This is a genomic window from Actinomadura sp. NPDC000929 (genome assembly GCF_040492065.1).
Taxonomy (GTDB): domain Bacteria; phylum Actinomycetota; class Actinomycetes; order Streptosporangiales; family Streptosporangiaceae; genus Spirillospora; species Spirillospora verrucosospora.
In genome coordinates this window covers 1-24,552 of the sequence record NZ_JBEUPA010000026.1, presented here as the reverse complement: position 1 = coordinate 24,552, position 24,552 = coordinate 1, and the positions used below count along the sequence as shown (strand labels likewise).

At 72.1% G+C, this 24,552-nt stretch carries 19 protein-coding genes and 1 pseudogene; 11 read left to right on the top strand and 9 right to left on the bottom strand.

The features are described from left to right. The first annotated feature begins 54 nt into the window (after positions 1-54). On the top strand, positions 55-852 hold the full coding sequence (locus tag ABWI04_RS12700) for an SDR family oxidoreductase (protein WP_353832491.1): 798 nt from the start codon (positions 55-57) through the stop codon (positions 850-852). Positions 853-945: 93 nt separating this feature from the next. On the opposite strand, the gene ABWI04_RS12695 is transcribed toward ABWI04_RS12700, so the two are convergent. Together ABWI04_RS12695 and ABWI04_RS12690 are read right to left on the bottom strand one after the other, a co-directional pair. Then, positions 946-2,778: a glycosyl hydrolase family 18 protein gene (locus ABWI04_RS12695; RefSeq protein WP_353832490.1), complete on the bottom strand. Its 1,833-nt coding sequence runs from the start codon at positions 2,776-2,778 to the stop codon at positions 946-948. A 192-nt stretch (positions 2,779-2,970) separates the two neighbouring features. Next, a complete protein-coding gene (locus tag ABWI04_RS12690) occupies positions 2,971-3,456 on the bottom strand; it encodes a MarR family winged helix-turn-helix transcriptional regulator (protein WP_353832489.1) in 486 nt (161 codons plus the stop codon). A 61-nt stretch (positions 3,457-3,517) separates the two neighbouring features. Here ABWI04_RS12690 and ABWI04_RS12685 point away from each other — a divergent pair, with 61 nt between their 5' ends. Next, positions 3,518-3,934 (top strand): cupin domain-containing protein, encoded by a 417-nt coding sequence (locus ABWI04_RS12685; RefSeq protein WP_353832488.1) that lies wholly within the window; start codon positions 3,518-3,520, stop codon positions 3,932-3,934. 16 nt (positions 3,935-3,950) lie between these two features. Here the strand turns inward: ABWI04_RS12685 and ABWI04_RS12680 are convergent, their stop codons facing one another. Both ABWI04_RS12680 and ABWI04_RS12675 read right to left on the bottom strand, forming a co-directional pair. Next, a complete protein-coding gene (locus ABWI04_RS12680) occupies positions 3,951-4,595 on the bottom strand; it encodes a LuxR C-terminal-related transcriptional regulator (protein ID WP_345180881.1) in 645 nt (214 codons plus the stop codon). Next, positions 4,547-5,833, bottom strand: coding sequence for a sensor histidine kinase (locus ABWI04_RS12675; RefSeq protein ID WP_345180879.1), 1,287 nt, complete (start codon positions 5,831-5,833; stop codon positions 4,547-4,549). Before ABWI04_RS12675 ends, ABWI04_RS12680 begins: the two co-directional genes overlap by 49 nt. 195 nt (positions 5,834-6,028) lie before the next feature. On the opposite strand from ABWI04_RS12675, the gene ABWI04_RS12670 reads away from it, so the two are divergent. Beyond that, positions 6,029-8,590, top strand: a complete 2,562-nt coding sequence (locus tag ABWI04_RS12670) for a Tex family protein (protein ID WP_353832487.1) — start codon at positions 6,029-6,031, stop codon at positions 8,588-8,590. Between the two features lie 51 nt (positions 8,591-8,641). Here the strand turns inward: ABWI04_RS12670 and ABWI04_RS12665 are convergent, their stop codons facing one another. Then, positions 8,642-9,793, bottom strand: a complete 1,152-nt coding sequence (locus ABWI04_RS12665; protein WP_353832486.1) for an EamA family transporter — start codon at positions 9,791-9,793, stop codon at positions 8,642-8,644. A gap of 294 nt (positions 9,794-10,087) precedes the next feature. On the opposite strand from ABWI04_RS12665, the gene tig reads away from it, so the two are divergent. From tig to clpX, 4 genes are all read left to right on the top strand, one after another. Then, complete coding sequence (gene tig / locus ABWI04_RS12660) at positions 10,088-11,575, top strand: trigger factor (RefSeq protein ID WP_353832485.1); 1,488 nt, start codon at positions 10,088-10,090, stop codon at positions 11,573-11,575. A gap of 250 nt (positions 11,576-11,825) precedes the next feature. Next, positions 11,826-12,458 (top strand): ClpP family protease, encoded by a 633-nt coding sequence (locus tag ABWI04_RS12655; RefSeq protein ID WP_345181000.1) that lies wholly within the window; start codon positions 11,826-11,828, stop codon positions 12,456-12,458. A 61-nt stretch (positions 12,459-12,519) separates the two neighbouring features. Then, positions 12,520-13,182, top strand: a complete 663-nt coding sequence (locus ABWI04_RS12650; RefSeq protein ID WP_185034410.1) for an ATP-dependent Clp protease proteolytic subunit — start codon at positions 12,520-12,522, stop codon at positions 13,180-13,182. 173 nt (positions 13,183-13,355) lie between these two features. Beyond that, on the top strand, positions 13,356-14,630 hold the full coding sequence (gene clpX, locus ABWI04_RS12645; RefSeq protein WP_149261596.1) for an ATP-dependent Clp protease ATP-binding subunit ClpX: 1,275 nt from the start codon (positions 13,356-13,358) through the stop codon (positions 14,628-14,630). A gap of 71 nt (positions 14,631-14,701) precedes the next feature. On the opposite strand, the gene ABWI04_RS12640 is transcribed toward clpX, so the two are convergent. After that, positions 14,702-15,295 (bottom strand): TetR/AcrR family transcriptional regulator, encoded by a 594-nt coding sequence (locus ABWI04_RS12640; protein ID WP_353832484.1) that lies wholly within the window; start codon positions 15,293-15,295, stop codon positions 14,702-14,704. A 568-nt stretch (positions 15,296-15,863) separates the two neighbouring features. Here ABWI04_RS12640 and ABWI04_RS12635 point away from each other — a divergent pair. Beyond that, on the top strand, positions 15,864-17,027 hold the full coding sequence (locus tag ABWI04_RS12635) for a GDSL-type esterase/lipase family protein (protein ID WP_353832483.1): 1,164 nt from the start codon (positions 15,864-15,866) through the stop codon (positions 17,025-17,027). Between the two features lie 36 nt (positions 17,028-17,063). On the opposite strand, the gene ABWI04_RS12630 is transcribed toward ABWI04_RS12635, so the two are convergent. Then, positions 17,064-18,188, bottom strand: coding sequence for a histone deacetylase-like amidohydrolase (locus tag ABWI04_RS12630; RefSeq protein WP_345180863.1), 1,125 nt, complete (start codon positions 18,186-18,188; stop codon positions 17,064-17,066). Positions 18,189-18,478: 290 nt separating this feature from the next. Between ABWI04_RS12630 and ABWI04_RS12625 the strand changes: the two genes are divergently transcribed. Further along, positions 18,479-19,507 carry a helix-turn-helix transcriptional regulator gene (locus ABWI04_RS12625; protein WP_353832482.1) on the top strand — a complete coding sequence of 343 codons (1,029 nt, stop codon included), beginning with the start codon at positions 18,479-18,481 and terminating at the stop codon, positions 19,505-19,507. Between the two features lie 26 nt (positions 19,508-19,533). On the opposite strand, the gene ABWI04_RS12620 is transcribed toward ABWI04_RS12625, so the two are convergent. Beyond that, positions 19,534-20,187, bottom strand: coding sequence for a response regulator transcription factor (locus ABWI04_RS12620; protein WP_179836648.1), 654 nt, complete (start codon positions 20,185-20,187; stop codon positions 19,534-19,536). After that, positions 20,184-20,984, bottom strand: coding sequence for a sensor histidine kinase (locus ABWI04_RS12615; protein ID WP_353832481.1), 801 nt, complete (start codon positions 20,982-20,984; stop codon positions 20,184-20,186). Before ABWI04_RS12615 ends, ABWI04_RS12620 begins: the two co-directional genes overlap by 4 nt. Before the next feature lie 381 nt (positions 20,985-21,365). Between ABWI04_RS12615 and ABWI04_RS12610 the strand changes: the two genes are divergently transcribed. Beyond that, complete coding sequence (locus ABWI04_RS12610) at positions 21,366-23,987, top strand: valine--tRNA ligase (protein WP_345180856.1); 2,622 nt, start codon at positions 21,366-21,368, stop codon at positions 23,985-23,987. Between the two features lie 135 nt (positions 23,988-24,122). Beyond that, positions 24,123-24,552, top strand: a pseudogene (locus ABWI04_RS12605) (hypothetical protein); the annotation flags it as partial.

Below are 24,552 nucleotides of genomic sequence, written 5' to 3'. Positions count from 1 at the left end.
GCCGGTCCGGGGAGCATTCTAAAACAACCAGATGGTTTATTTTGTGGAGGACGTATGACCACGACCGAAGCGCCCGTCCCGGCCCGCTCACCGCTCCCGGCGAGCCTCGCCGGCCGCACGGCGGTGATCCTCGGGGGCAGCTCCGGCATCGGCCTGGCCGCGGGGGAGCTGCTCGCCTCGGCCGGTGCGCGGATCGTGCTCGCGAGCCGCGACAGGACCCGGCTGGACGCCGCCGTGGCGCGCGTGGCCGCGGCCGGGACCGCGGCCCAGGTGCTGGGAGCGGCCGCCGACGTCACGGACGAGAACGCGGTGGAGGAGGTCTTCGAGCGCGCCGGCACCGTCGACCACGTGCTGGTGACGGCCGGGCGCCCTGTCGGCATGGGGCCGCTCACCGGGCTCACCCGGGACGTCGTGCGGGACGCCGTCGAGGGACCGGCGTGGGCGGTGCTCGCCGTCGCGCGCGCCGCCGCCCGCCGGATGCCCCCGGGCGGGTCGATCACGCTGACCTCGGGCATCCTCGTGACGCGTCCCCGTCCGGGGATGTCCGCGCCGGTGGCGGCGGGCGGCGCCGTCGAGACGCTCACCCGTGCGCTCGCCGTCGAGTACGCGCCCGCACGCCTGCGGGTCAACGCGATCCGGTTCGGGGCCTTCGACACCCCTCTGCTGCGGACGGCCTACGGAGCCGCCTCCGGCGCGGAGGGCGACGCGGCGATGGCCGAGGCGGGCGGGTCCATGCCGCTCGGACGGTTCGGGGCGGCCGAGGAGGCCGCCTCCGCCGCCCTGTTCCTCATGGCCAACACCTACATGAACGGCGAGATCCTCACGGTGGACGGAGGCCAGTCCCTGCTCTGAGCAAGGAGCGGGCCCCTGACCGGCGTCCGGTTGGTCAGGGGCCCGAAGTCTCGGCTGTCTGAGGGGGCTGGGAGTACCCCTTCTGCGAACAGCTCAGCCGAGACCGCTCTTGATCGCGGTGATCAGCTCACCGCCCGTCGTGTCGCCGCTGAGTTCCCAGAAGAAGGCGCCGCCGAGACCCTGGTCGCCGGCGAAGCCCATCTTCCCGCGGATGGTCGACGGGGTGTCGTAGCTCCACCATTCGCTGCCGCACTTGCCGTACGCGGTTCCGGCGACCGTGCTCGTGGCGGGGCACTTGCCCTTCAGGACCTTGTAGTCCTCGATGCCGGCCTCGTAGGTGCCGGGCGCGGCGCCGGTCGCGGCGCCGCCCGGCTCGGACTGGGTGACGCCCGTCCAGCCGCGGCCGTAGAAGCCGATGCCGAGCAGCAGCTTGCTCGCCGGCACGCCCTTGGCCCTGAGCTTGGAGATCGTGTCGGTGCTGTTGAAGCCCTCGTGCGGGATGCCCGGGTAGGACGTGAGCGGCGAGTGCGGCGCCGTCGGCCCCTTGGCGTCCCAGGCGCCGAAGTAGTCGTAGGTCATGGGGTTGTACCAGTCGACGTACTGGGCGGCGCCTCCGTAGTCGGTGACGTCCATCTTGCCGCCGGCGCTCGCGTCCGCGGTGATCGCGGCGGTCACGAGGTTGCCGGACCCGAACTTGGCGCGGACCGCGGCCATCAGCTTCCTGAACGCGTCCGGCCCGCTGGTGTCGCAGGTCAGCCCGCAGGCGTTCGGGTACTCCCAGTCGATGTCGATGCCGTCGAACACGTCGGCCCAGCGCGGGTCCTCGACCAGGTTGTAGCAGGACTCGGCGAACGCGGCGGGGTTCTGGGCGGCCTGGCCGAAGCCTCCGGACCAGGTCCAGCCGCCGAACGACCACAGCACCTTCAGGTCCGGGTGCAGCTTCTTCAGCTTGCGCAGCTGGTTGAAGTTGCCGCGCAGCGGCTGGTCCCAGTTGTCGGCGACGCCGTCGACGCTCTGGTCGGCGGTGTAGGCCTTGTCGTAGTCGGCGTAGGAGTCGCCGATCGCGCACCGGCCGCCCGTCACGTTGCCGAACGCGTAGTTGATGTGCGTCAGCTTGGCGGCCGAGCCGCTCGTCTCGACGTTCTTGACGTGGTAGTTGCGCTGGTAGACGCCCCAGTCGGTGAAGTAGCCGACGACCTTCTTCCCGCCGCCTCCGGGGTTGCCGCCGCCCTCGTCGGTGGTGACCGACACCGGCGCCGACGCGGGGGAGGTGTTCCCGGCGGCGTCCTTGGCCTTGACGGTGAAGGTGTAGGCGGTCTTGGCCGAGAGCCCGCCGACGGTCGTGCTGGTGCCGGTCACCGACGCCGCCTTGGCGGAGCCGTTGTAGACGTCGTAGCCGGTGACGCCGACGTTGTCGGTCGAGGCGGTCCACGCCAGCGACACGCTGGTGGCGGTCTTGCCGGTGGAGCGGAGGCCGGACGGGGCCGAGGGGGCCTCGGTGTCCTTCTCGGGGGGTGTGGAGCCGTCGCAGGTCGCGCCGTTGATCGTGCAGCCGGTGAACCAGCCGGAACCGGTGCCGCCGAACCCGAAGCTGGTGCTCGCGCCCGCGGCGATCGTGCCGTTCCAGCCGGTGTTGGCGAACGTGTAGTGGTTCCCGGAGACGGTCTTGGTCGCGTTCCAGACGTTGCCGACGGACGTCCCGGACGGCAGGTCCGCCTCCAGCTTCCAGCTGCTGATCGCCGAGCCGGTGCCGTTGGTGATGGTGCAGTTGCCGTCGAAGCCGGTGCCCCAGTCGGAGGTCTTCTTGCAGGTGGCGGTGACCGCCTGCGCCGACGACGCCGGGGGCGCCGTGAGCAGGGCCGAGGCCGCCGCGAGTGTCGCTGCGCCGGCGAGCGCGATGGCCCGCCGTCCGCCCGGTCGTGACATGGTTCTCCGTTCGGTTCGGCCCCCGAAGCAAACAGGAATCCCCGCCAACTCTTAGGAAAGTTTCCTAAGAATTGGGCCGATCGTAACCGCGCCGAACGGCGCCGACAAGGGCTCGCGGGAGACCCGCGGACGCCGGAACGAGTGGTCTAAGCGACTGCCTGGACTCATACGGTCACCGGGCGCGCAGAAAAATCAGGACGCGCCGAACCACCCCGGCATGTCGAGCCGCCACAGGTCCGCGGACGTCATCCGGCGGAGATCGTCCTCCAGGGCCCGCATGCGGTCGGCGCCCAGCGTCCGGACCCAGTCGCCCCGGATCCGCTCGAAGATCCGCTCGGACCGGACGAGGGAGTCGACCCCCCGCGCGGTCAGCCGGACGATCTTGCGGCGCGCGTCCCGGGGGTCGGCGCCGCGCTCCAGGTAGCCCGCCCGCTCCAGCGACTCCACCATCTTGCCCGCGGCCTGCTTGGACACCCCGAGCCGGCGGCCGAGCTCGACCGCCGTCGTGCCGTCCGGTCCGATGGCCTGGAAGACGAAGCCGTGCATCGGGCGCAGGTCCGGATGCCCCTGCCGGGCCAGCTCGGCGTGCAGCTCGTCGATGATCAGGCGGAACGCCAGGAAGAGCCGCAGCGGCAGCTCGAATCCGGGCGCGTCCCGCGGCCCGCCGTCACTTGACACGAAAGACAACCTCGTTGACTATATGGACAACCACATTGTCTAACTTAGGGGACGGGGAACCATGACGCTCATCCGCAACGCCGAGAGCCGCCGGACCGAGACGCCGAACGGCGTGATGACCACGGCCGCCACTCCGACCCAGGGCGGCACCGAGGGGATCGCGGTCTGGCGCGTGAAGGGGACGCCGGGCAAGACCGGTCCGCTGCACGCGTTCGACACCGAGCAGGTGTGGACGTTCCTCGACGGCGACGCCACCGTCGATCTGGACGGCCGCAAGCTGGAGGCGGGCGCCGGCGACACCGTCGTCCTGCCCGCCGACGCGCCCCGCCAGATCACGGCCGGGGACACCGGCTTCACCGCCGTCGTCGCCGCCCACGCGGGCTGCCTCGCCTACGACCCCGAAGCCCTGGTGGACGAGACCCGGTGCGCCATCGCGCCCCAGGGGGACGAGCGGATCGTCCCGCCCTGGGCCGCGTGACCGGAGGCGGCGGGGATCAGGCGCCCAGGTAGGCCAGGACGGCGAGGACGCGGCGGTTGTCGTCCTCGGACTGCGGCAGCCCGAGCTTGCCGAAGATGCTGTTGGTGTGCTTGCTGATCGCCTTCTCGGTCACGAACAGCTTCGCGGCGATCGCGGCGTTCGAGCGGCCCTCCGCCATCAGCCCGAGCACCTCGCGCTCGCGGGGAGTGAGCTGCTGCAGCGGCTCCTCGCGGGCGTGCCGGGTGAGCAGCTGGGCCACCACGTCGGGGTCGAGCGCGGTGCCGCCGCCCGCGACCCGGCGCACCGCCTCCACGAAGACCTTGACGTCCGACACGCGGTCCTTCAGCAGGTAGCCGATGCCGCCCGTGCTGTCGGACAGCAGCTCCCGCGCGTACAGCTGCTCCACGTGCTGCGACAGCACGAGGACCGGCAGGCCCGGGATCTCCTTGCGCGCGTCCAGCGCGGCCCTGAGCCCCTCGTCGGTGAACGTCGGCGGGAGCCGGACGTCCACGACCGCCACGTCCGGGCGGTGCGTGGTCAGCGCCCTCAGCAGGGACGGCCCGTTGTCGACCGCCTCGACGACCTCGAACCCGAACGCCTCCAGCAGGCGGATCAGCCCGTCCCGGAGGAGGGCGAGGTCCTCGGCGATGACAACGCGCACGGCAGCTCCATGGTCACGATGGTCGGCCCGCCGACCGGGCTCGTCACCGCCATCGTCCCATCGAACGCCGCCAGCCTGCGCTCGATACCGCGCATTCCGCTCCCGGCCCCCGGGTCGGCGCCGCCGGTCCCGTCGTCACCGATGATCATGATCAGCCGGTCCCCGGGGTGCTCGATCTGCACCCAGGCGCGCCGCGCGGCCGAGTGCTTGACCACGTTGGCGAGCATCTCCGCGACCGCGAAGTACGCCGCCGACTCCACCGGGGCGTCCCCGCGCCCGGGCAGGTCGATCCGGACGTCGACGGGCAGCGGCAGGGTGAGGGCGAGGGCGCGCACCGCGCCGTCGAGGCCCCGCTCGGCCAGGACCGGCGGATGGATGCCCCGGACCAGGTCGCGCAGCTCCGTCAGCGCCGTCCCGCTCGCCTCGCGGGCCTCGGCCAGGAGCTTCTGCGCCGTCTCGGGATCGTGCTTCATCATCTCCTCGGCGAGGCCGATGTTCATGCTCAGCGCGACCAGCCGGGCCTGCGCGCCGTCGTGCAGGTCGCGCTCGATGCGGCGCAGCTCGGCCGCCGAGGCGTCCACCGCCTCCGAGCGCGTCTCGGTGAGCCGCTCGACGCGCTCGGCCAGCGCGTCCCGCGTCGGCGCGAGCAGGGACTGGCAGAACCGGGCGTGCGCCTTCAGGAACAGCGGCCCCAGCGGGACGGACACCGCCGTCAGCGCCGCGCCCAGCACGATGGTGCCGACGAAGCCGATGACGCCCCAGTCGCTCAGCGGCCAGAAGGGACCCCAGCCGTAGTCGGTGAGCAGCGACACCCACGGCGCCACGAACACGCCCTCCAGCCCGTAGAGCGTCAGGCCGCCCGCGAGGACGCCGAGGACGAGCGCGACCGGCACGTTCAGGAGCGTCCACAGCAGGTCGCGCCACGAGGCCGGATCGGCGAGGACCCACTTCAGCCGGCCGAACACGCCCGCCCCGGCCGGCTCCGCCCGGTACGGGACGGGGATCCGCACCCCCGACCACCCGGCCGCCCACGCGCGCTGCTGGTTGGCGACCGTCCGGATCGCCTGGAACATCACCGGAGCCAGGACGACCCCGAACCCCAGCGGGATGAACGCGATCGACAGCACGGTCACGATGAACAAGGGCAGGTTCACCGCGTACGCCAGCACGATCTGGACGACCGCCCGCCCGAAACAGGCGAGGGCGCGCCGCCCGTACCCGCGCAGTAGCTCACTCACCGTTCCTCCAAGGGTTCGCCGTGGGACCTCCACCATTGTCATCGTTCGCCCCTCGCGGCTCGGTGGTGCTAGACCCCCTCTTCGTGACCGATGCGGTGGGGTTAGGCCTACCGTCATTCGAGCGTGACAAGACAACCGGCCCCGTTCCCTGGACAATGCACAGGCGACACTCAGGGGAGAAAGCGAATTCAAGCTGTGACAGCGACCATCAGCCAGACGTCCGACGGCCAGGGCCCCGGGCCCGCCCTGCGGCCCATCACCGAGCGCATCGCCGAGGAGATCGGCGTCCGCGAGGGGCAGGTGCGGGTCGCGGTGGACCTGCTCGACGGCGGGGCGACCGTCCCGTTCATCGCCCGCTACCGCAAGGAGGCGACCGGCGCGCTCGACGACGCCCAGCTCCGCGCGCTGGAGGAGCGGCTGCGCTACCTGCGCGAGCTGGACGAGCGCCGCGCCGCGATCCTGGAATCGGTCGAGTCGCAGGGCAAGCTCACCGACGAGCTGCGAGCGCAGATCATCACGGCCGACTCCAAGGCGCGGCTGGAGGACATCTACCTCCCGTACAAGCCGAAGCGGCGGACGAAGGCCCAGATCGCCCGCGAGGCCGGGCTCGAACCGCTCGCCGAGATGCTGCTCGGCGACCCGTCCCGCGACCCGCAGGCCGAGGCCGCGGCGTTCGTGGACGAAGAGAAGGGCGTCGCCGACGCGGCCGCCGCGCTGGAGGGCGCCCGCGCCATCCTGGTCGAGCGCTTCGCCGAGGACGCCGACCTCATCGGCGCCCTGCGCGAGCGGATGTGGAACCGGGGGCGCATGGTCTCGCGCGTGCGGGACGGCAAGCAGGAGTCGGGCGCCAAGTTCTCCGACTACTTCGACTTCGCCGAGCCGTTCGCGAAGCTGCCCTCGCACCGCGTCCTCGCGCTGTTCCGGGGGGAGAAGGAGGAGGTCCTCGACCTCGACCTGGAACCCGAGGAGGCGGGGGAGGACCCGGCCGCGCGCAGCTCCTACGAGGTGGAGATCGCCCGCCGGTTCGCGATCGCCGACCAGGGGCGTCCCGCCGACAAGTGGCTGTCGGACGCGGTCCGGTGGGCCTGGCGCACCCGGATCCTCGTCCACCTCGGCATCGACCTGCGCACCCGGCTGCGGCAGGAGGCCGAGGACGAGGCGGTCCGCGTGTTCGCCGCCAACCTGCGCGACCTGCTGCTCGCCGCGCCCGCCGGCACCCGCACGACCATGGGCCTCGACCCGGGCCTGCGCACCGGCGTCAAGGTCGCCGTCGTGGACGCGACCGGCAAGGTCGTCGCGACCGACACGATCTTCCCGCACGAGCCGCGCCGCAGGTGGGACGAGTCGATCGAGACGCTCGCCCGGCTGGCCCGCGAGCACCGGGTCGACCTGGTCTCGATCGGCAACGGCACCGCCTCCCGCGAGACCGACAAGCTCGCCGCCGACCTGATCGCCCGGCATCCCGACCTCGAGCTGACCAAGGTCATGGTGTCGGAGGCGGGCGCGTCGGTGTACTCGGCGTCGGAGTACGCGGGCCGCGAGCTGCCCGGCATGGACGTCTCGCTGCGCGGCGCGGTGTCCATCGCCCGCCGCCTGCAGGACCCGCTCGCCGAGCTGGTCAAGATCGACCCCAAGTCGATCGGCGTCGGCCAGTACCAGCACGACGTGTCCGAGGTGAAGCTGTCGCGCTCCCTCGACGCCGTCGTCGAGGACTGCGTGAACGCCGTCGGCGTCGACGTCAACACCGCGTCCGCGCCGCTGCTCACCCGTGTGTCGGGCATCGGCGAGGGCCTCGCCGACAACATCGTCGCGCACCGCGACGCCAACGGCCCCTTCCGCAGCCGCGCCGGGCTGAAGGGGGTCCCGCGGCTCGGCCCGAAGGCGTTCGAGCAGTGCGCGGGCTTCCTGCGCATCCCCGGCGGGGACGACCCGCTCGACGCCTCCAGCGTGCACCCCGAGTCCTATCCGGTCGTCCGCCGGATCCTGGACTCCGCGGGCACGGACATCAAGTCCCTCGTCGGCAACACCGCCGTCCTGCGCTCGCTCAGGCCGGCGGAGTTCGTCGACGACACCTTCGGGCTGCCGACCGTCACCGACATCCTCGCCGAGCTGGAGAAGCCCGGCCGCGACCCGCGCCCGGCGTTCCGGACCGCCACGTTCAAGGAGGGCGTCGACAAGCTCGCCGACCTCGAACCCGGCATGCTCCTGGAGGGCGTCGTCACCAACGTCGCCGCGTTCGGCGCGTTCGTGGACGTCGGCGTCCACCAGGACGGGCTCGTGCACATCTCCGCGATGTCGGACAAGTTCGTCTCCGACCCCCGCGAGGTCGTCAAGCCCGGCGACATCGTCCGGGTGAAGGTCCTCGACGTCGACCTGCAGCGCAAGCGCATCTCGCTCACGCTGCGCCTGGACGACGAGCCGGGCCGCGACCAGCAGGGCGGCGGCGGTCGGCGCGGCGAGCAGCGCGAGCAGCGCGAGGGCGGCGCGCGTCCGGGACGCGGCGGTCAGGACCGGCGCGGCCAGGGCCAGCGGGGCCCGGGGCAGCGCGGTCAGGAGCAGCGGGGCCAGGAGCAGCGGGGCCAGGGCCAGCGGGGTCAGGACCAGCGCGGCCGGAACCAGCGCGGCGGGCAGCGCCGCGGCGGCCAGGGAGGCGGCGACTTCTCCGGGGGCGGCGCCATGGCCGACGCGCTCCGGCGCGCCGGCCTGGACAAGGGCCTCCCCAGCAAGGACAAGGGCCGCTCCGGCAAGAAGCGCTGACACCCGGCGACAGCGTTGAACGGCGTCCCCCGCTCGGCGGCGGGGCGCCGTTCAGTCGTCGCCGAAGCCGCGCCAGCGACCGTCCGAGCCCGTCTCGGTCGGGCGCCGCGGGCGGACGGGACGCCGCGGCTGCGGCGCCGCCTCGGGGGGAGGGGCCTCGGGCCGGGCGCGGGAACCCTCGCCGAGCGGGTCCTGCGCGTACGGGGAACGCTGCCGCGGCACCTGCGGAGCGTGCCGGTACGCCTGGCCGAGCCTCGGGCCGCCCAGCGCCGGCCCGCCGACCGCCGTGCCGAACGGGTCCACCGCGTCGGCGCCCTCCGCGGAGGAGCCGTCGGGCTCGTCCGGAATCGGCCGGTGCCGGGGGAACTGCAGGACGGCGACCGCGCCCAGCGCCAGCGCGCCCAGCCGCATCGCCGAGTGCGCCGCGTCCTGCGGCCACGGCTCCGCGTACAGGAACGTGCCCATGACCAGCAGGTAGGTCTTGGCGCTCACGGTCATCACGGTGGCCACGATCGAGACCCGGCAGCGCTGGAACGCCATGACCATGATCCCGAACCCGATGGCCGCGGCCAGCACCGTCAGGTACGGCCACGGCGTCGCGGCGATGCGCGGGCTCGTGGCGTGCGCGTCGTCGCTCCACCCTTTGATCGCCAGCTCGGCGGTGCCGACCGGGAAGCCCGAGCTCAGACCGTAGGCGATGCCGGTCACCGGGCGGGCGTGCCGGCCGTCGGGCCGGTGGTCGCCGAGGACCAGGATCAGCACCGGCACCAGCACCGCGGGGGCGACCACCGCGGCGATCTTCCACAGCGGCGCGTCGGCCGAGCCGATCGGCTCGTCTCCCCGCAGCGACGCGGTCAGCAGCAGGATCGCCCCGCCGATCAGCACCAGGCTGAGCCACTCGCGCGGGGTCAGCCGCTCGCCGAAGAAGACCAGCGCGATCAGCAGCAGCGGCACGATGCCCGACATGAAGATCGGTACGGCGGTGGACAGCGGCAGGTTGCGCAGCGCGAGGATCTGCAGGCCGAGGCCGCCGAGCACGATCCCGAGCGCGATCAGGAAGACCCAGTTGCTCACGATCGTCCACACCATGTGCGGGATGCGGTTGCCCCGGACGGGGGGCATCCGGTCCGCCGCGAGCTTGAACACGGCGAACCCGAGGTAGTAGAGACCGGTCGCACTGGAGGCCGCGGCTATCCCGTTCATCCCGGACGAGTATGGGGGTCCCGGTGCTCCATGTCACTGCCCGTACGGTGGCGCTGACTCGGATTCGCCGGGCTTGCGGGCCTCCGATGTCCGCAGCCGGGGCCGCGACCCCATAGACTTGGCCGCGCGAAGGCGCGGAGCCGTATTTCGGCGTGCCCGCGCCGCCGAGAGACTGACCGGCCGAGCACCACGGCGCAGCCCGCTGCGTGGAGGCCGAGGGCTCGCACGTAAAGAGGAAGAGAACGCGTCGAACGCCGCGGCCGAGACAGCGCCCGATCAAGGAGACCGACCCCAGTGAAGACCGATGTCGAGGAGCTGACCCCCACGCGGGTCAAGCTCACCGTCGAGGTTCCGTTCGACGAGCTCAAGCCGAACCTCGACAAGGCGTACAAGGAGATCTCGCAGCAGGTGCGGATCAAGGGCTTCCGGCCCGGCAAGGTTCCCGCCCCGCTGATCGACAAGTACGTCGGCCGGGGAGCGGTCCTCCAGGAGGCGGTCAACGACGCGCTTCCCGAGCTGTACGGCCGCGCCGTCGAGGAGTCCGAGATCTTCGTGCTCGGACAGCCCGACGTCGAGGTGACCGAACTGGAGGACGGCACCCAGTTCGCGTTCACCGCCGAGGTCGACATCCGGCCGAAGTTCGAGGTGCCCGACTACGACGGCCTGGAGGTCGTCGTCGAGGACGCCGAGGTCACCGACGAGCAGGTCGGCGAGACCATCGACAACCTCCGCGAGCGCTTCGCCTCCCTCACCGGCGCCGAGCGCGCGGCCGAGGAGGGCGACTTCGCCACCATCGACCTCGTCGCGCGGATCGACGGCGAGGAGATCGAGGACGCCTCCACCGCGGGCTACTCCTACGAGGTCGGCAGCAACTCCGCGATCGAGGGGCTGGACGAGGCCATCGTCGGCCTCGCCGCGGGCGAGGACAAGACCTTCACCGGCACCCTGGTCGGCGGCGAGCACGCCGGCGAGGAGGCCGAGATCACCGTCACCGTGCAGAGCGTCAAGGTCAAGAACCTGCCCGACCTCGACGACGAGTTCGCCCAGCTCGCCAGCGAGTTCGACACGATCGAGGAGCTGCGCGAGGACGTGCGCGTCCGGCTCGGGCGGCAGGTGAAGCTGCAGCAGCTGTCCGAGGCGCGCGACAAGGCCCTCGAGGCGCTCCTGGAGAAGGTCGACATCCCGCTTCCCGAGAAGGTCGTGGAAGAGGAGATCGGCCGCCGCAACCAGCAGCTGGAGCAGCAGCTCCAGATGGCCGGCATGACCAAGGACGACTACCTCAAGGAAGAGGAGAAGACCGCCGAGGAGTTCGACACCGAGGTCGCCGACGCGGCCCGCCTCGCGGTCAAGGGCGGCTTCGTGCTCGACCAGCTCGCCGTCCAGGAGGAGCTGAACGTCGAGAACGAGGAGCTCAGCGAGTACGTCGTCTCGCAGGCGATGCAGATGGGCGTGCAGCCCCAGCAGCTCGCCGAGTACCTGACGCAGAACAACCAGCTCCCGGCGATCGTCTCCGAGGTCCTGCGCAGCAAGGCGCTGAACCTCGTGGTCGAGCACGTCACGGTCAAGGACGAGTCGGGCAACGAGATCGACGTCGACGCCGTGCAGCGCGAGCTGAACGGCGAGACCGTCCAGGCCGAGGACGCCGGCGAGGACGGCGCCGACGTGCAGGCCGAGGGCGGCGCTCCGGAGGAGGCCCCCGAGGAGACGGCTGAGGCCGCCGCTGAGGAGACCCCGGCCGCCGACGCTGCCGACGAGCAGGACGGCAAGACCAAGGACGCCTAGAGCTTTTCCTGGACGTCCACGAGGCACCGGGCACGCCCCGCATCCGTACGACGGGTGCGGGGCGTGCGCGTGAGCGGGGTCCGCCGGGCCGGATGCGAGGCGAAGATCGTCCGGAACCCGCGCGTCGCCCGGGCCGCGCCGGGTACGCCCCTGGCGAAAAGCCGGGCCCCCGGGCGTGAGTGGGCCCGTGAGCGCGTTAATGTCCAATCATCCGAACCGATTAAAAGGACCGGAGGAACACCCGGTGAGCATGCCTCCGACTTTCGACGAGTCGTCGCGGATCCAGGCGCGGGTCGCCGAGGCGCCCCTGTTGCCTCTGGGCGACCAGCTGTTCCAGCGGCTGCTGCGCGAGCGCATCGTCTTCCTCGGCCAGCAGGTCGACGACGACATCGCCAACCGCATCTGCGCCGAACTCCTGCTGCTGTCGGCCGAGGACGGCCGGCGCGACATCACGCTCTACATCAACTCGCCAGGCGGCTCCGTCACCGCCGGCATGGCGATCTACGACATCATGCAGTACGTCCCGAACGACATCGTCACGGTCGGCATGGGCCTGGCCGCCTCGATGGGGCAGTTCCTGCTGTGCGCGGGCGCCCGGGGCAAGCGCTACGCCCTGCCGCACGCGCGGATCATGATGCACCAGCCGTCCGGCGGCATCGGCGGCACCGCCTCCGACATCAAGATCCAGGCCGAGCAGATGCTGTACGTCAAGAAGACGCTCGCCGAGAAGATCGCCGAGCACACCGGCCAGGAGCTCGACCAGATCGAGCGCGACTCCGACCGGGACCGCTGGTTCACCGCCGACGAGGCCAAGGACTACGGGTTCGTCGACCACGTCGTGCTCAGCGCCAACCAGGTGCCCTCCGAGGGCCCCGTCTCCTGACGACCTCACAACGATTCGGAGGCACACAGTGAGCGACCTCATCCGACCCGGTTTCAGCGATATGGTCCGGCCCGCCGCGTACGCGGGCGGCTCTCCGAAGCCGGTCGACGACCGCTACATCATTCCGTCGTTCGTCGAGCGCACCACGTACGGGGTCAAGGAGATGAACCCGTACAACAAGCTCTTCGAAGAGCGGATCATCTTCCTCGGCGTGCAGATCGACGACGCGTCCGCCAACGACGTGATGGCCCAGCTGATCACGCTGGAGTCGATCGACCCCGACCGCGACATCAGCATCTACATCAACTCGCCGGGCGGCTCGTTCACCGCCATGACGGCGATCTACGACACGATGCAGTTCGTCAAGCCCGACATCCAGACCGTGTGCATCGGCCAGGCGGCGTCCGCCGCGGCGGTGCTGCTCGCGGCCGGGACGCCGGGCAAGCGGGCGGCGCTGCCCAACTCGCGGATCCTGATCCACCAGCCCGCGACCGAGGGCAGCTACGGCCAGTCCAGCGACATCGAGATCCAGGCCCGCGAGATCATGCGGATCCGCGATCTGCTGGAGTCGATCCTGGCCGAGCACAGCGGCAAGGGCATCGACGAGGTCCGCCGCGACATCGAGCGCGACAAGATCCTCACGGCGGCCGAGGCCAAGGACTACGGCCTCATCGACGACGTCTTCGCCAGCAGGAAGCGGAAGGCCGAGGTAGTGTCGTCCTGAGACGGCACGAGGACGAGGGAGTCCCCCAGCCCGGTCGTCACACTTCCGGGCGAGGGGCTTTCCAAGTCCACTGGAGGCGGTAACGTCGAACCCGACGTCGTGAGCCTCCGGGACGCAGACCAGCTGCGCCGCATCCTCCAAGGCTGGCGGCCCCACGAAAAGGAGACGGTTGGGTGGCACGCATCGGCGACGGTGGTGACCTGCTCAAGTGCTCGTTCTGCGGGAAGAGCCAGAAGCAGGTCAAGAAGCTCATCGCGGGTCCGGGCGTGTACATCTGCGACGAGTGCATCGATCTCTGCAACGAGATCATCGAGGAGGAGCTCTCCGAGACCTCCGACCTCAAGTGGGACAACCTGCCCAAACCACGGGAGATCTACGAGTTCCTCGACTCCTATGTGATCGGGCAGGAGACGGCGAAGAAGGCGCTCTCCGTCGCCGTCTACAACCACTACAAGCGGATCCAGTCGGGTGACACCGGCCGTGACGACCTGGTCGAGCTGGGCAAGTCCAACATCCTGCTCCTCGGTCCCACCGGATCCGGCAAGACGCTGCTCGCGCAGACGCTCGCCAAGCTCCTCAACGTCCCGTTCGCCATCGCGGACGCCACGGCGCTGACGGAGGCGGGCTACGTCGGGGAGGACGTCGAGAACATCCTCCTCAAGCTGATCCAGGCGGCCGACTACGACGTCAAGAAGGCCGAGACCGGGATCATCTACATCGACGAGGTCGACAAGATCGCCCGTAAGAGCGAGAACCCGTCGATCACCCGGGACGTGTCGGGGGAGGGCGTCCAGCAGGCCCTGCTGAAGATCCTGGAGGGCACCACCGCCAGCGTGCCGCCGCAGGGCGGCCGCAAGCACCCCCACCAGGAGTTCATCCAGATCGACACCACGAACGTGCTGTTCATCTGCGGCGGTGCGTTCGCCGGCCTTGAGAAGATCGTCGAGTCCCGGGTCGGCAAGCAGGGCATGGGCTTCGGCGCGCAGATCCGCTCCAAGTCCGACTTCGAGGAGTCGTCGGCGGTGCTCGGCGACGTGATGCCCGAGGACCTGCTGAAGTTCGGCATGATCCCCGAGTTCATCGGCCGGCTCCCGGTGATCACCTCGGTGCACAACCTCGACCGCGAGGCGCTGATCAACATCCTCACCGAGCCGAAGAACGCGCTGGTGCGCCAGTACCACCGCCTCTTCGAGCTCGACGGGGTCGACCTGGAGTTCACCGACGACGCCCTGGAGGCGATCGCCGACCAGGCCATCCTGCGCGGCACCGGCGCCCGCGGCCTCCGCGCGATCATGGAGGAGGTGCTCCTGTCGGTGATGTACGAGGTGCCGAGCCGGCAGGACGTCGCCCGCGTCGTCATCACCCGCGAGGCCGTGCTGGAGCACGTCAACCCGACCCTCGTCCCGCGCGACCGTCCCAAGCGCGAGCCGCGGGAGAAGTCGGCCTGACACCGCACGAGATCTGAACCGCACGAGAGCAGCGGGCGCCCACGCGGCACCGCTGCTCTCGGCGTTTCCGGCTAGGGGCGCGGCCGTCCTGCGGCCGCGCGGGACGGGTGGTTCCTGAGGGCGAAGTCGACGGTGTCCAGCGCCCACGCCCAGGACGTGTCGGCCGCGCGGGCCGTGTGGCCGAAGGCGCCCGCCAGCTCCAGGCTCACGTAGCCGTGGAACACGCTGCCGAGGAAGCGCACCGCGTCGGTCTGGTCGGGTTCGGGAAGGTCGTACCCGCGCAGGATCGCCCTCGTCATCTCCGCGTGCCGGGGCCCGGCGCTCGCCGCCGCCGTCTCCGGGTCGAGTTCGAAGCGGGCCGCGGCGTACCGTCCGGGGTGCTCGGCGGCGTAGGCGCGGTAGGCGCCGGCGCACGCCACGAGAGCGTCCTTGCCCGCACGTCCCGCCACCGCGCCCGCGACCCTGTCGGCCAGTTCCTCCAGGGCCAGCAGGGCGACCCGCACTTTCAGCTCCCGCGCGTTCTCGATGTGCGCGTACAGGCTCGGGTCCTTGACGCCGAGCCTGCGCGCCACCGCCGAGACGGTGAGCCGGTCGAAGCCGATCTCGTCGGCCAGCTCCGCCGCCGTCCGGGCGAGGCGTTCGGCGGTGATGCCCACGCGTGCCATGGAACCTCCGGACCTAGAGCATCTTGGTGACTGCCTATTCATGTTAGGGAACGCGCGGACATGGCGGCCCGCACCGGCCCGCCCGAGTTCGCCGTACATGCTTTCGAGCGCAGCAGCCATCACGTGACTGATCCCCGCGAAGGCCGCCGACGCGGTGTGGACCGCGCGCCGGATCTGCTGTTGCCGGGCAGCAGGTCCGCATAGAGCCGCCGGCCGACCGGGGTGAGGGCCTGTGAGGCGGGCCCGCCGCTGCGGGGACGCCGACCCGCAGGAACAGGGCAGCCGACCAGGGAGTGGTGAAGCCCGCGCGCGCAGCGCACCACATCGACCGCGCCCCGTTGACGGCGGACTCCGCCCGGGCGCCGGCGCTCACACGCTGGCATCTGGCGCTCCGGCCCGGCAACGCCCGAATTCTCAAGGTGCCTTTAGCGCGGCTAACAGCCCTTGGCCGGCTGCCGCCGTCGCCCGGCCGAGGCGTGCGCCGGTGAGGCCGCGCGTGCCAGGGAACCTCGTTCCTAGGATAACTTGGTGGTTGCCTAATACTATTAGGGAATATGAGGGGGCAGGCATGACCGAGTGGATCACCACTCCCATCGACATGCGCATCGTGCGCGGCGCGCTCGAACTGGAGCGGAAGGCACGCGGTGTGCTGCCGCACCGGCTGCCCCTCGCCGCCCGCGTCCAGTTCCACGACGAGTACATGGCGAGGACGGAGGAGCAGCCGTCGGGAGTGCGGCTGGCGTTCCGCACCCGTGCAACCGCCGTGGAACTGGACGTCCTGCCCACGAAGCGCGCCTACGAGGGCGCCCCTCCGCAGCCGGACGGCCTCTACGAGCTCGTGGTGGACGGGCGTCCGGCGGGCCGGGGCAGCGTGCCCGGCGGGAACCTGGCCGTCATCGACATGGCGACCCAAAAGGCGGTCACCAGGCCGGGCGAGCCGGGCACCCTCAGGTTCGCGGGCCTGGCCGCCGAGGCCAAGGACGTGGAGATCTGGCTGCCGCAGGTCGAGTCCGCCGAGCTGATCGCCCTGCGCGCCGACGCCCCCGTCGAACCCGTCCCGGACACCGGACGCCCCGTGTGGCTCCACCACGGCAGCTCGATCAGCCACGGCTCCACCGCCGCCGGCCCCACCTCCACCTGGCCCGCGGTGGCCGCCGCCCGGGGCGGGGCGGATCTGGTCAACCTCGGCTTCGGCGGCAACGCGATGCTCGACCCGTTCACCGCGCGCGCCATCCGCGACACCCCCGCCGACCTGATCAGCCTCAAGATCGGCATCAACGTCGCGAACGCCGACGCGATGCGGCTGCGCGCGTTCGGGCCCGCCGTGCACGGCTTCCTCGACACCGTCCGCGAGGGGCATCCCGACACGCCGCTGCTGCTCGTCTCGCCGATCCTGTGCCCCGTCCAGGAGCACACGCCGGGTCCCCTGGCCCTCGATCCCGAGGGCCCGGGGCTGCGGTTCCGGGCCACCGGAGACCCGGCGGAGGTCGCGAGCGGGCGCCTGACGCTGACCGTCATCAGGGACGCGCTGGCCGGCATCGCCGCCCGGCGCGCCCAGGACGACCCTCACCTGCACTACCTCGACGGCCGGGCCCTCTACGGCGAGGCCGACTACGCGGAGCTGCCCCTGCCGGACGGGGTCCACCCCGCCCCCGAGACCCACCGCCTCATCGGAGAACGCTTCGCGGCACTCGTCTTCGAGAGCGAGCACGGAGCCTTCGCGGCCCGCTGAGCCAGGGGAGGGGCCCGGGCGCCCGCCCGGGTGCCGCTAGGCGGCCGGGCCGCCGGAGATGTCGCCGACCAGCGCCGCGACCTCGTCGACGAGGGCCTTCTGGTGCGGCTGGAGGTCCTGGCCCGCCATCCCGGAGACGACCGGCAGGAACGGGTCGTCGAAGGGCTCGGCGCCGGCCAGGGTCTCGATGACCGCCAGCCCGCAGAACGGCACGTACACCGGGTTGTAGCCGCCCTCGTGCGACATCGCGATCCGGCCGGAGCACACGTCCTCGGCGACGTCCATGAGCCGCCGCGTCATGCTCCGGTAGCCCACGGAGGTGAGCAGTTGCCGGGCCAGCGGGTCCATCGCGCTGCCGTCGAATCCCGAGGCGACGAGGATGAGATCCGGGCGGAACCGCCGCAGGGCCGGCGCCACCACCTGGTCCATGGCGTAAAGGTAGCCTCCGTCGCCGGTTCCCGGCGGCAGCGGGACGTTCAGCGCGTACCCGAAGCCGGCGCCGTCGCCGCGTTCGGTGAGCGCGCCGCTGTTCGGCGGGAAGCAGTTGTCCTGGTGCAACGAGATCGTGAGCACGTCCGGGTCGCCGTAGAAGAACGACTGCGTCCCGTTGCCGTGGTGGACGTCCCAGTCGACGACCGCGATGCGCCGCACGCCGAGGACGTCGCGGGCGTGCCGGGCGGCGATGGCGAGGTTGCCGAAGACGCAGAACCCCATGCCGCTGCCCGCGACGGCGTGGTGGCCGGGCGGGCGGACCAGGGCGTACCCGTTGGCGACGTCGCCGTTGACGACCGCCTCGACCATCGCGATGACGCCGCCGGCCGCCAGGGTCGCGATCTCGTGGCCTCCCTTTCCGAAGGGGCTGAAGCCGTCGCCGGCGTCGCCGCCCTTCGGCCACCCGCTCTCCGTCTTGATCCGCTCCAGATGGTCCCGGGTGTGGACCTTCAGGATCTCCTCCTCCGTGGCGTGCCGCGGCCGCACCCGCTCCAGCCGGTCGATGAGCCCGGACACGACGATCAGTTCGTGGATGCGCCGCTTGGTCTCGGCGTTCTCCATGTGCATGAACGGTTGCAGCCCGGCCGCCGGGTCCGCCCCGAACAGGCCGGCGTTCGATCCGGTGTCATGCCAGCCGAAGATCTCGTGGTACAGGTAGCCCGTGGTCATCGCTTGTTCCTCTTCCGGTGACGAGAGCGCTTTGCCCAGTGGAGGTGCCGGTCGCCGCAGGTCCGCCTGCGGGCCCGGTCGCGTTATGGGACCGCGGGCCGGGCGTCCGGGACATCCGTAGAACTGCGGAGTCGCCCGGCCGGCGCGGGAGCGGTCCCCGCCCGGGGCCGGGGGGCGTGCGCGGCTTCGGATCGTGACGCCGGAAGATCTTGTCCGGGCGCCCGTCCGCGCCATAGATTCGGGGCTCTCGTCGTGGTTCGCTGCCCGACCGCGCGCGGCCAGGAGGTGCCATGCCCACATATCGGCATGTCGCGCTCGCGGCCGAGATCGGGATGCTGGTCCACGAGCCCGACGCGGCCCGGGCGCGCGGGGAGATGCTGCGCCTGCTGAACGAGGTCCTGGACGGCGACGCCGCGTCCCTGATCGCGGTCGACCCGTTCGACGGGAAGCACCGCCAGGTCGCCGGGGTCGGCTACACGGCCGAGACGGCGCGCTCGCTGGCCGTCGACTTCGCCCGCACCCCCTGGTTCGACGACGTGCTCAACGCCGAGCTGCCCCCGTCCATCTCCGAGGAGCCGAGCCAGAGCTTCCGCCGCGGCTGGTTCTACGAGGAGCACGTGGAGCCCGCGGGATTCCGGGACGGCATGACGGGGGCCCTGCGGCACCAGGGGCGGTACGTGGGCCTCGTGCACCTCTCCAGCGGACGGCAGGGGGCGTTCGACACCCGGGGACGCCGGCTGCTCGCATCCGTGATGCCCGCGCTGGCCGCGGTGGCGGATGTGGCAGGGCGCGCCGTCCACGCCGGCGGGGTGCGGCCCTCGGATCGCGTCGCCCTCGTGTCCGGCGACCGGATCGTGCCGGTGCCGGAGCGGGAGCGGCCGCAGGTGCTGGAGGATCGCGCCTTCCGGGAGGTCGTCGCGGAGTTCCGGGAGTCGGGCGGCCGGCGGCTCCGCGCCCTCTGGCCCCTCGACCGGACGTGGCACCGCGTCGGGCTGCTCTCACCCGAGCTTCCCGTCCGCCTGCCGGGGGCGGTGCTCGTCCACGCGCGGCCCGCAGTGGTGCCGTACGGACTGACCGGCCGCGAGGTGGAGGTCCTGACGCGCCTGGCGATGGGGATGTCCAACGACGTCATCGCCCAGCAGTTCTTCCTGTCGCCGCGCACGATCCACAAGCACGTCGAGCACGTCCTGCAGAAGACCCGGACGTCGAGCCGGACCGAGGCCGCGGCGCTCGCCGTGCGCGAGGGCATCCTGCGCCCCGTGCCCGGACTGCCCAGGCGCGCCGGGGTGCGGGCCTTCCTGACCCGTGCGGGCGGTTGACCCGCGCCGCCCCCCGCGGGGGGACGTCAGCCGCGGGACTCGCCGAGGCCGGCCTCGCGGGCCAGGACGATGGCCTGGGCGCGGTCGGCGACGTGCAGCTTCATGAAGATGTTCGAGACGTGGTTGCGGACGGTCTTCTGGCTGAGGTAGAGCGTCCCGGCGATCTCGGTGTTGCTGCGGCCCTGCGCGATCAGTTCGAGGACCTCCCGCTCCCGCTCGGTGAGCTGCGGGAACGCGGCCTGCCGCGGGTCGGGCATGTCGGTGAAGTAGGTGAGCACGCGGCGAGCGATCTCCGGGCCGTAGATGGCCTCGCCCGCCGCGACCGCCTTGACGGCGCGGGCGATCTCCTCCGCGCCCGACTCCTTCAGCAGGTAGCCGCGGGCGCCGGCGCGCATCGCCGCGAAGACCGAGTCGTCGTCGCGGAACATCGTCAGCACCAGCACGCCGATGCGCGGGCTGGTGCGGGTGATGGTGCGGGTCGCCTCGATGCCGTTGCCGCCGGGCATGTGCAGGTCCATGATGACCACGTCCGGCTGCAGCTCGGCCGCGAGCCGCACCGCGCCCGGGCCGTTCTCGGCCTCGCCGACGACCTCCACCCCGAGCGCCTGCAGCAGGCCCTTCAGCCCCTGCCGGAACACCGGGTGGTCGTCGGTGATGAGCACCCGGATGGTCTCGGTCATCGCTGCTCGTCTCTTCCGATGGAGGGACGATGGTACCCGGCGGCGATCCGCGCGGCGGCGAGCGGCAGGCGGACGGTGACGACGGTCCCGCCGCCGTTCCGGGACGCGATCGCGCAGCTGCCGCCGACCTCGGCGGCCCACTCCTTCATCGCGGCCAGGCCGCGGCGCGGCCTCGGCTGGCCCCCGTTGCGGAGGGCGTCCGGCAGGCCGGGCCCGGTGTCGGCGACCATCAGGTGAAGGTCGGCGTCCCGGGTCAGCCTGACCGTCACGGTGCTCTCCGGGGCGTGCAGCCGGACGTTCGTCAGCGCCTCCTGCGCGATCCGGTACGCCGCGACCTCCACCGCGGCCGGCAGCCCCGCGGGCTCGCCGTCGAACCGGACGTCCACCCGCTCGCAGCAGCCGGCGGCGAACGACTCGATCGCGGCGACGAGGCCGAGGTCGTCCAGCGCGGGGGGCCGCAGCCCGTGCGCGAGGTCGCGGATCTCCCCGACGGCGTTCGCGAGCCGGTCCCGGACCTCGGCGAGCAGCGGGTCCATGCGCTCCGGCTCGCCGGCGAGGGTGATGCGGGCGGCGTCCAGCGACATCGCGAGGCTGGCGAGCGTCGGCCCGAGCCCGTCGTGCAGGTCGTGGCGCAGCCGGCGGCGCTCCTCCTCGCGGCTGGCGAGGATGCGCTCGCGGGAGCGCTGCAGGTCGGCGGTGAGACGGTGGAGGTAGGGGATGGTCGCGGCACGTGCCGCCACGGCCCCCGCTGTGAACGCGCCGGCCAGCACGGCGGCGCGTGCCAGTCCCGCTCGCATCCCGTCCCTCTCCCTCCGCCCCGCCATCGCGGGACTTCGCCGCCACCCTTTCCGGCGAGGCGACCCGGTGTCAGGTGACCAGTGTCCCGACCGCGGCGGGAAAACGCTCTCTGACCCCTCCCGCCGCGTGTCGCGGGCGCCGCGCACGACGCTGGCCAGGCCGATGCCCGCGGGCGGCGCGCCCCTCCGCGCGGCGCTCGCGGACGCGGTGCGAGGCGGCCCGGCCGCCGGACAGGCGACCCGAAGGCCGTTCCGGTCGACCGGATCAAGGTGATCTGCGTGGACGCGAGCGGTGCGGCGGGGGCCGCCGGAGCGGATCTCCCCGGCGCGACCGGCCGTCCTGGGCCGTCCACCCCGCGCGTCCCCGTAGAATCGTCAGCCGTGACACAGCCCAGCACTGAGCGCGGCCAGGGCGCCGCCGCGGACGTCGACCTTCCCACCCAGTACCGGCCGGCCGATGTAGAGGGCCGGCTCTACGAGCGGTGGGTATCGGCGGGGCTGTTCACCGCCGATCCGGAGCGCGCGCCCGAGCGGCCGGCCTTCTCCATCGTGATCCCGCCGCCGAACGTGACCGGCTCGCTGCACATGGGCCACGCCCTCGACCACTCCATCCAGGACACCCTCGTCCGGCGCCGCCGGATGCAGGGCCACGAGGTGGCGTGGGTGCCGGGCATGGACCACGCGGGCATCGCCACGCAGAACGTGGTGGAGCGCGAGCTGGCCAAGGAGGGCCTGTCGCGGCACGACCTCGGGCGCGCCGACTTCGTCGAGCGGGTCTGGCAGTGGAAGGCCGAGTCCGGTGGCCGCATCCTCGGCCAGATGCGCCGCCTCGGCGACAGCGTCGACTGGACGCGCGAGGCGTTCACGATGGACGACGACCGCGCCCGCGCCGTCCGGACGATCTTCAAGCGGCTGTTCGACGACGGCCTGATCTACCGCGCCGAGCGCATCATCAACTGGTGCCCGCGCTGCCTGACGGCGCTGTCGGACATCGAGGTCGAGCACGAGGAGGTCGACGGCGAGCTGGTGTCGATCCGGTACGGGTCGGGCGACGACGAGATCGTCGTCGCGACCACCCGGGCGGAGACGATGCTCGGCGACACCGCCGTGGCCGTCCACCCGGAGGACGCCCGGTACGCGCACATGGTCGGGCGGGAGATCGAGCTCCCGCTGACCGGCCGCCGGATCCCCGTCGTCGCCGACGAGCACGTCGACCCCGCGTTCGGCACCGGCGCCGTCAAGGTGACCCCCGCGCACGACCCGAACGACTTCGAGATCGGCCGGCGGCACTCCCTGCCGTCCCTGTCGGTCATGGACGAGCGGGGCGTCGTCACCGCGCACGGCCCGTTCGCGGGGCTGGACCGGTTCGAGGCCCGCCCGGCGGTCGTGGCCGCGCTGCGCGAGCAGGGCCGGATCGTCAAGGAGGTCCGCCCCTACAAGCACTCGGTCGGGCACTGCCAGCGCTGCTCCACGGTCGTCGAGCCGCGCGTGTCGCTGCAGTGGTTCGTCAAGGTCGAGTCGCTGGCGCGGGCCGCGGGCGACGCCGTCCGCGACGGCCGCGTCAAGATCCACCCGCCGGAGATGGCGTCCCGCTACTTCGAGTGGGTCGACAACATGCACGACTGGTGCATCAGCCGCCAGCTGTGGTGGGGGCACCGGATCCCGGTCTGGTACGGGCCGGACGGCGAGGTCGTCTGCCCGGGGCCCGACGAGGAGCCGCCCGCCGGCTGGACGCAGGACTCCGACGTCCTCGACACGTGGTTCTCGTCCGCGCTGTGGCCGTTCTCCACGCTCGGCTGGCCGGACGAGACGCCCGACCTGAAGCGCTTCTACCCCACGTCCGTCCTGGTCACGGGCTACGACATCCTGTTCTTCTGGGTCGCCCGCATGATGATGTTCGGGCTGTACGCGATGGACGGCGTCCAGCCGTTCGACACCATCGCCCTGCACGGGATGGTCCGCGACCAGTTCGGCAAGAAGATGTCCAAGTCGTTCGGGAACGTCATCGACCCGCTCGACTGGATCGACGCCTACGGCGCCGACGCCACCCGCTTCACGCTGCTGCGCGGCGCGAACCCGGGCGGCGACGTCCCGGTGGCCGAGGAGTGGGCGCAGGGCTCGCGCAACTTCTGCAACAAGCTGTGGAACGCGACCCGGTTCGCGCTCATCAACGGCGCGCACACCCGCGGCGACATGCCCGCCGAGCTCTCCACGGTCGACGCCTGGGTGCTGTCCCGGCTGCACGCGGTGATCGCCGAGGTCGACGCGCACCTGGAGGCGTTCGACTTCGCGAAGGCGTGCGAGGCGCTCTACCACTTCGCGTGGGACGAGGTCTGCGACTGGTACGTGGAGCTGGCCAAGGTGCAGCTCGCCGACGAGCGCGCCGAGGCGACGCGCCGCGTGCTCGGCGAGGTCTTCGACAACCTGCTGCGGCTGCTGCACCCGGTCGTCCCGTTCGTCACCGAGGAGCTGTGGACGTCCCTGACGGGCGCGGAGACGGTCGTCACCGCGCCGTGGCCGGCCGCCGACCCGGCGCGGCGCGACGGCGGCGCCGAGGAGCTCGTCGGCTCCCTCCAGCGGATGGTGACCGAGGTGCGGCGGTTCCGCGCCGACCAGGGCCTCAAGCCCGGTCAGCGGGTCGCCGCGCGGATCGAGTGGAACGGCTCCGCCCTGCAGGGCCACGAGGACGGCATCCGTGCGCTGCTGCGCCTCACCGAGCCGGAGGACGGCTTCTCCTCGACGGCGTCTCTGCCGGTCGAGGACGTGAAGGTGCACCTCGACACCGCCGGGGTGATCGACGTCGCCGCCGAGCGCAAGCGGCTGGAGAAGGACCTGGCCGCCGCCCGCAAGGAGGTCGACCAGGCGCGGCGCAAGCTCGGCAACGAGGCGTTCATGGCGAAGGCGCCCGAGGCGGTCGTGGCGAAGAACCGCGACCGGCTCGCCCAGGCGGAGTCCGACATCGGCAGGCTGGAGTCGCAGCTGGCCGCGCTCCCGGCGGGCTGACCTCCGCGGGGGGCCGGCCCGGCCGCTCTTGACACGGGTGCTGACACGGCGATCCTTCGGCGCCGCGGCGCCTGCCGCAGTTACGATCCGGTAGGGCCCGTGGGCCTTTGCGGTAGTTGAACCATCAGGAGTGCAATGGCCGATTCACCACCTCGGTCCGGCACGCCGGACTCCCCGTCCGGCGACGACCTGGACGCGGCGCAGGTCATCGAGGACGGTCCCGGACCGGAGTCCGCCCCGGCGCCCTTCGGCGGCGCGCGCCCCTGGTGGTCGGTCGACATCGGCGACGGGACCGGCCCGCACGCGATGGTGAACGGCACCGGCCCGCACGCCATGCCGAGGAACGGCACCGGCCCGCACGCGATGCCGAGGAACGGCACCGGCCCGCACGCGATGCCCGTCTCGGCGAACGGGTCGGGAGCGATGCCGGTCGTGGAGCCGAGGCCCTCGCCGCCGTGTACGAGCGGCTCGGCGACGACCAGCGGTTCCTGCTGTGGTACGGATCACGCCGCCGTTCGACGTCATCGCGAACACCTCGTCGTCCGGGCCGACCATCAGAGCTCCG

What these genes read in the sequence shown, in the direction of transcription:
- ABWI04_RS12700 (WP_353832491.1), top strand. Translation starts at nt 55, where the DNA reads ATGACCACGACCGAAGCGCCCGTCCCGGCCCGCTCACCGCTCCCGGCG.
- ABWI04_RS12695 (WP_353832490.1), bottom strand. Translation starts at nt 2,778, where the DNA reads ATGTCACGACCGGGCGGACGGCGGGCCATCGCGCTCGCCGGCGCAGCG.
- ABWI04_RS12685 (WP_353832488.1), top strand. Translation starts at nt 3,518, where the DNA reads ATGACGCTCATCCGCAACGCCGAGAGCCGCCGGACCGAGACGCCGAAC.
- ABWI04_RS12665 (WP_353832486.1), bottom strand. Translation starts at nt 9,793, where the DNA reads ATGAACGGGATAGCCGCGGCCTCCAGTGCGACCGGTCTCTACTACCTC.
- ABWI04_RS12655 (WP_345181000.1), top strand. Translation starts at nt 11,826, where the DNA reads ATGCCTCCGACTTTCGACGAGTCGTCGCGGATCCAGGCGCGGGTCGCC.
- ABWI04_RS12650 (WP_185034410.1), top strand. Translation starts at nt 12,520, where the DNA reads ATGGTCCGGCCCGCCGCGTACGCGGGCGGCTCTCCGAAGCCGGTCGAC.
- ABWI04_RS12640 (WP_353832484.1), bottom strand. Translation starts at nt 15,295, where the DNA reads ATGGCACGCGTGGGCATCACCGCCGAACGCCTCGCCCGGACGGCGGCG.
- ABWI04_RS12635 (WP_353832483.1), top strand. Translation starts at nt 15,864, where the DNA reads ATGACCGAGTGGATCACCACTCCCATCGACATGCGCATCGTGCGCGGC.
- ABWI04_RS12630 (WP_345180863.1), bottom strand. Translation starts at nt 18,188, where the DNA reads ATGACCACGGGCTACCTGTACCACGAGATCTTCGGCTGGCATGACACC.
- ABWI04_RS12625 (WP_353832482.1), top strand. Translation starts at nt 18,479, where the DNA reads ATGCCCACATATCGGCATGTCGCGCTCGCGGCCGAGATCGGGATGCTG.
- ABWI04_RS12620 (WP_179836648.1), bottom strand. Translation starts at nt 20,187, where the DNA reads ATGACCGAGACCATCCGGGTGCTCATCACCGACGACCACCCGGTGTTC.
- ABWI04_RS12615 (WP_353832481.1), bottom strand. Translation starts at nt 20,984, where the DNA reads ATGCGAGCGGGACTGGCACGCGCCGCCGTGCTGGCCGGCGCGTTCACA.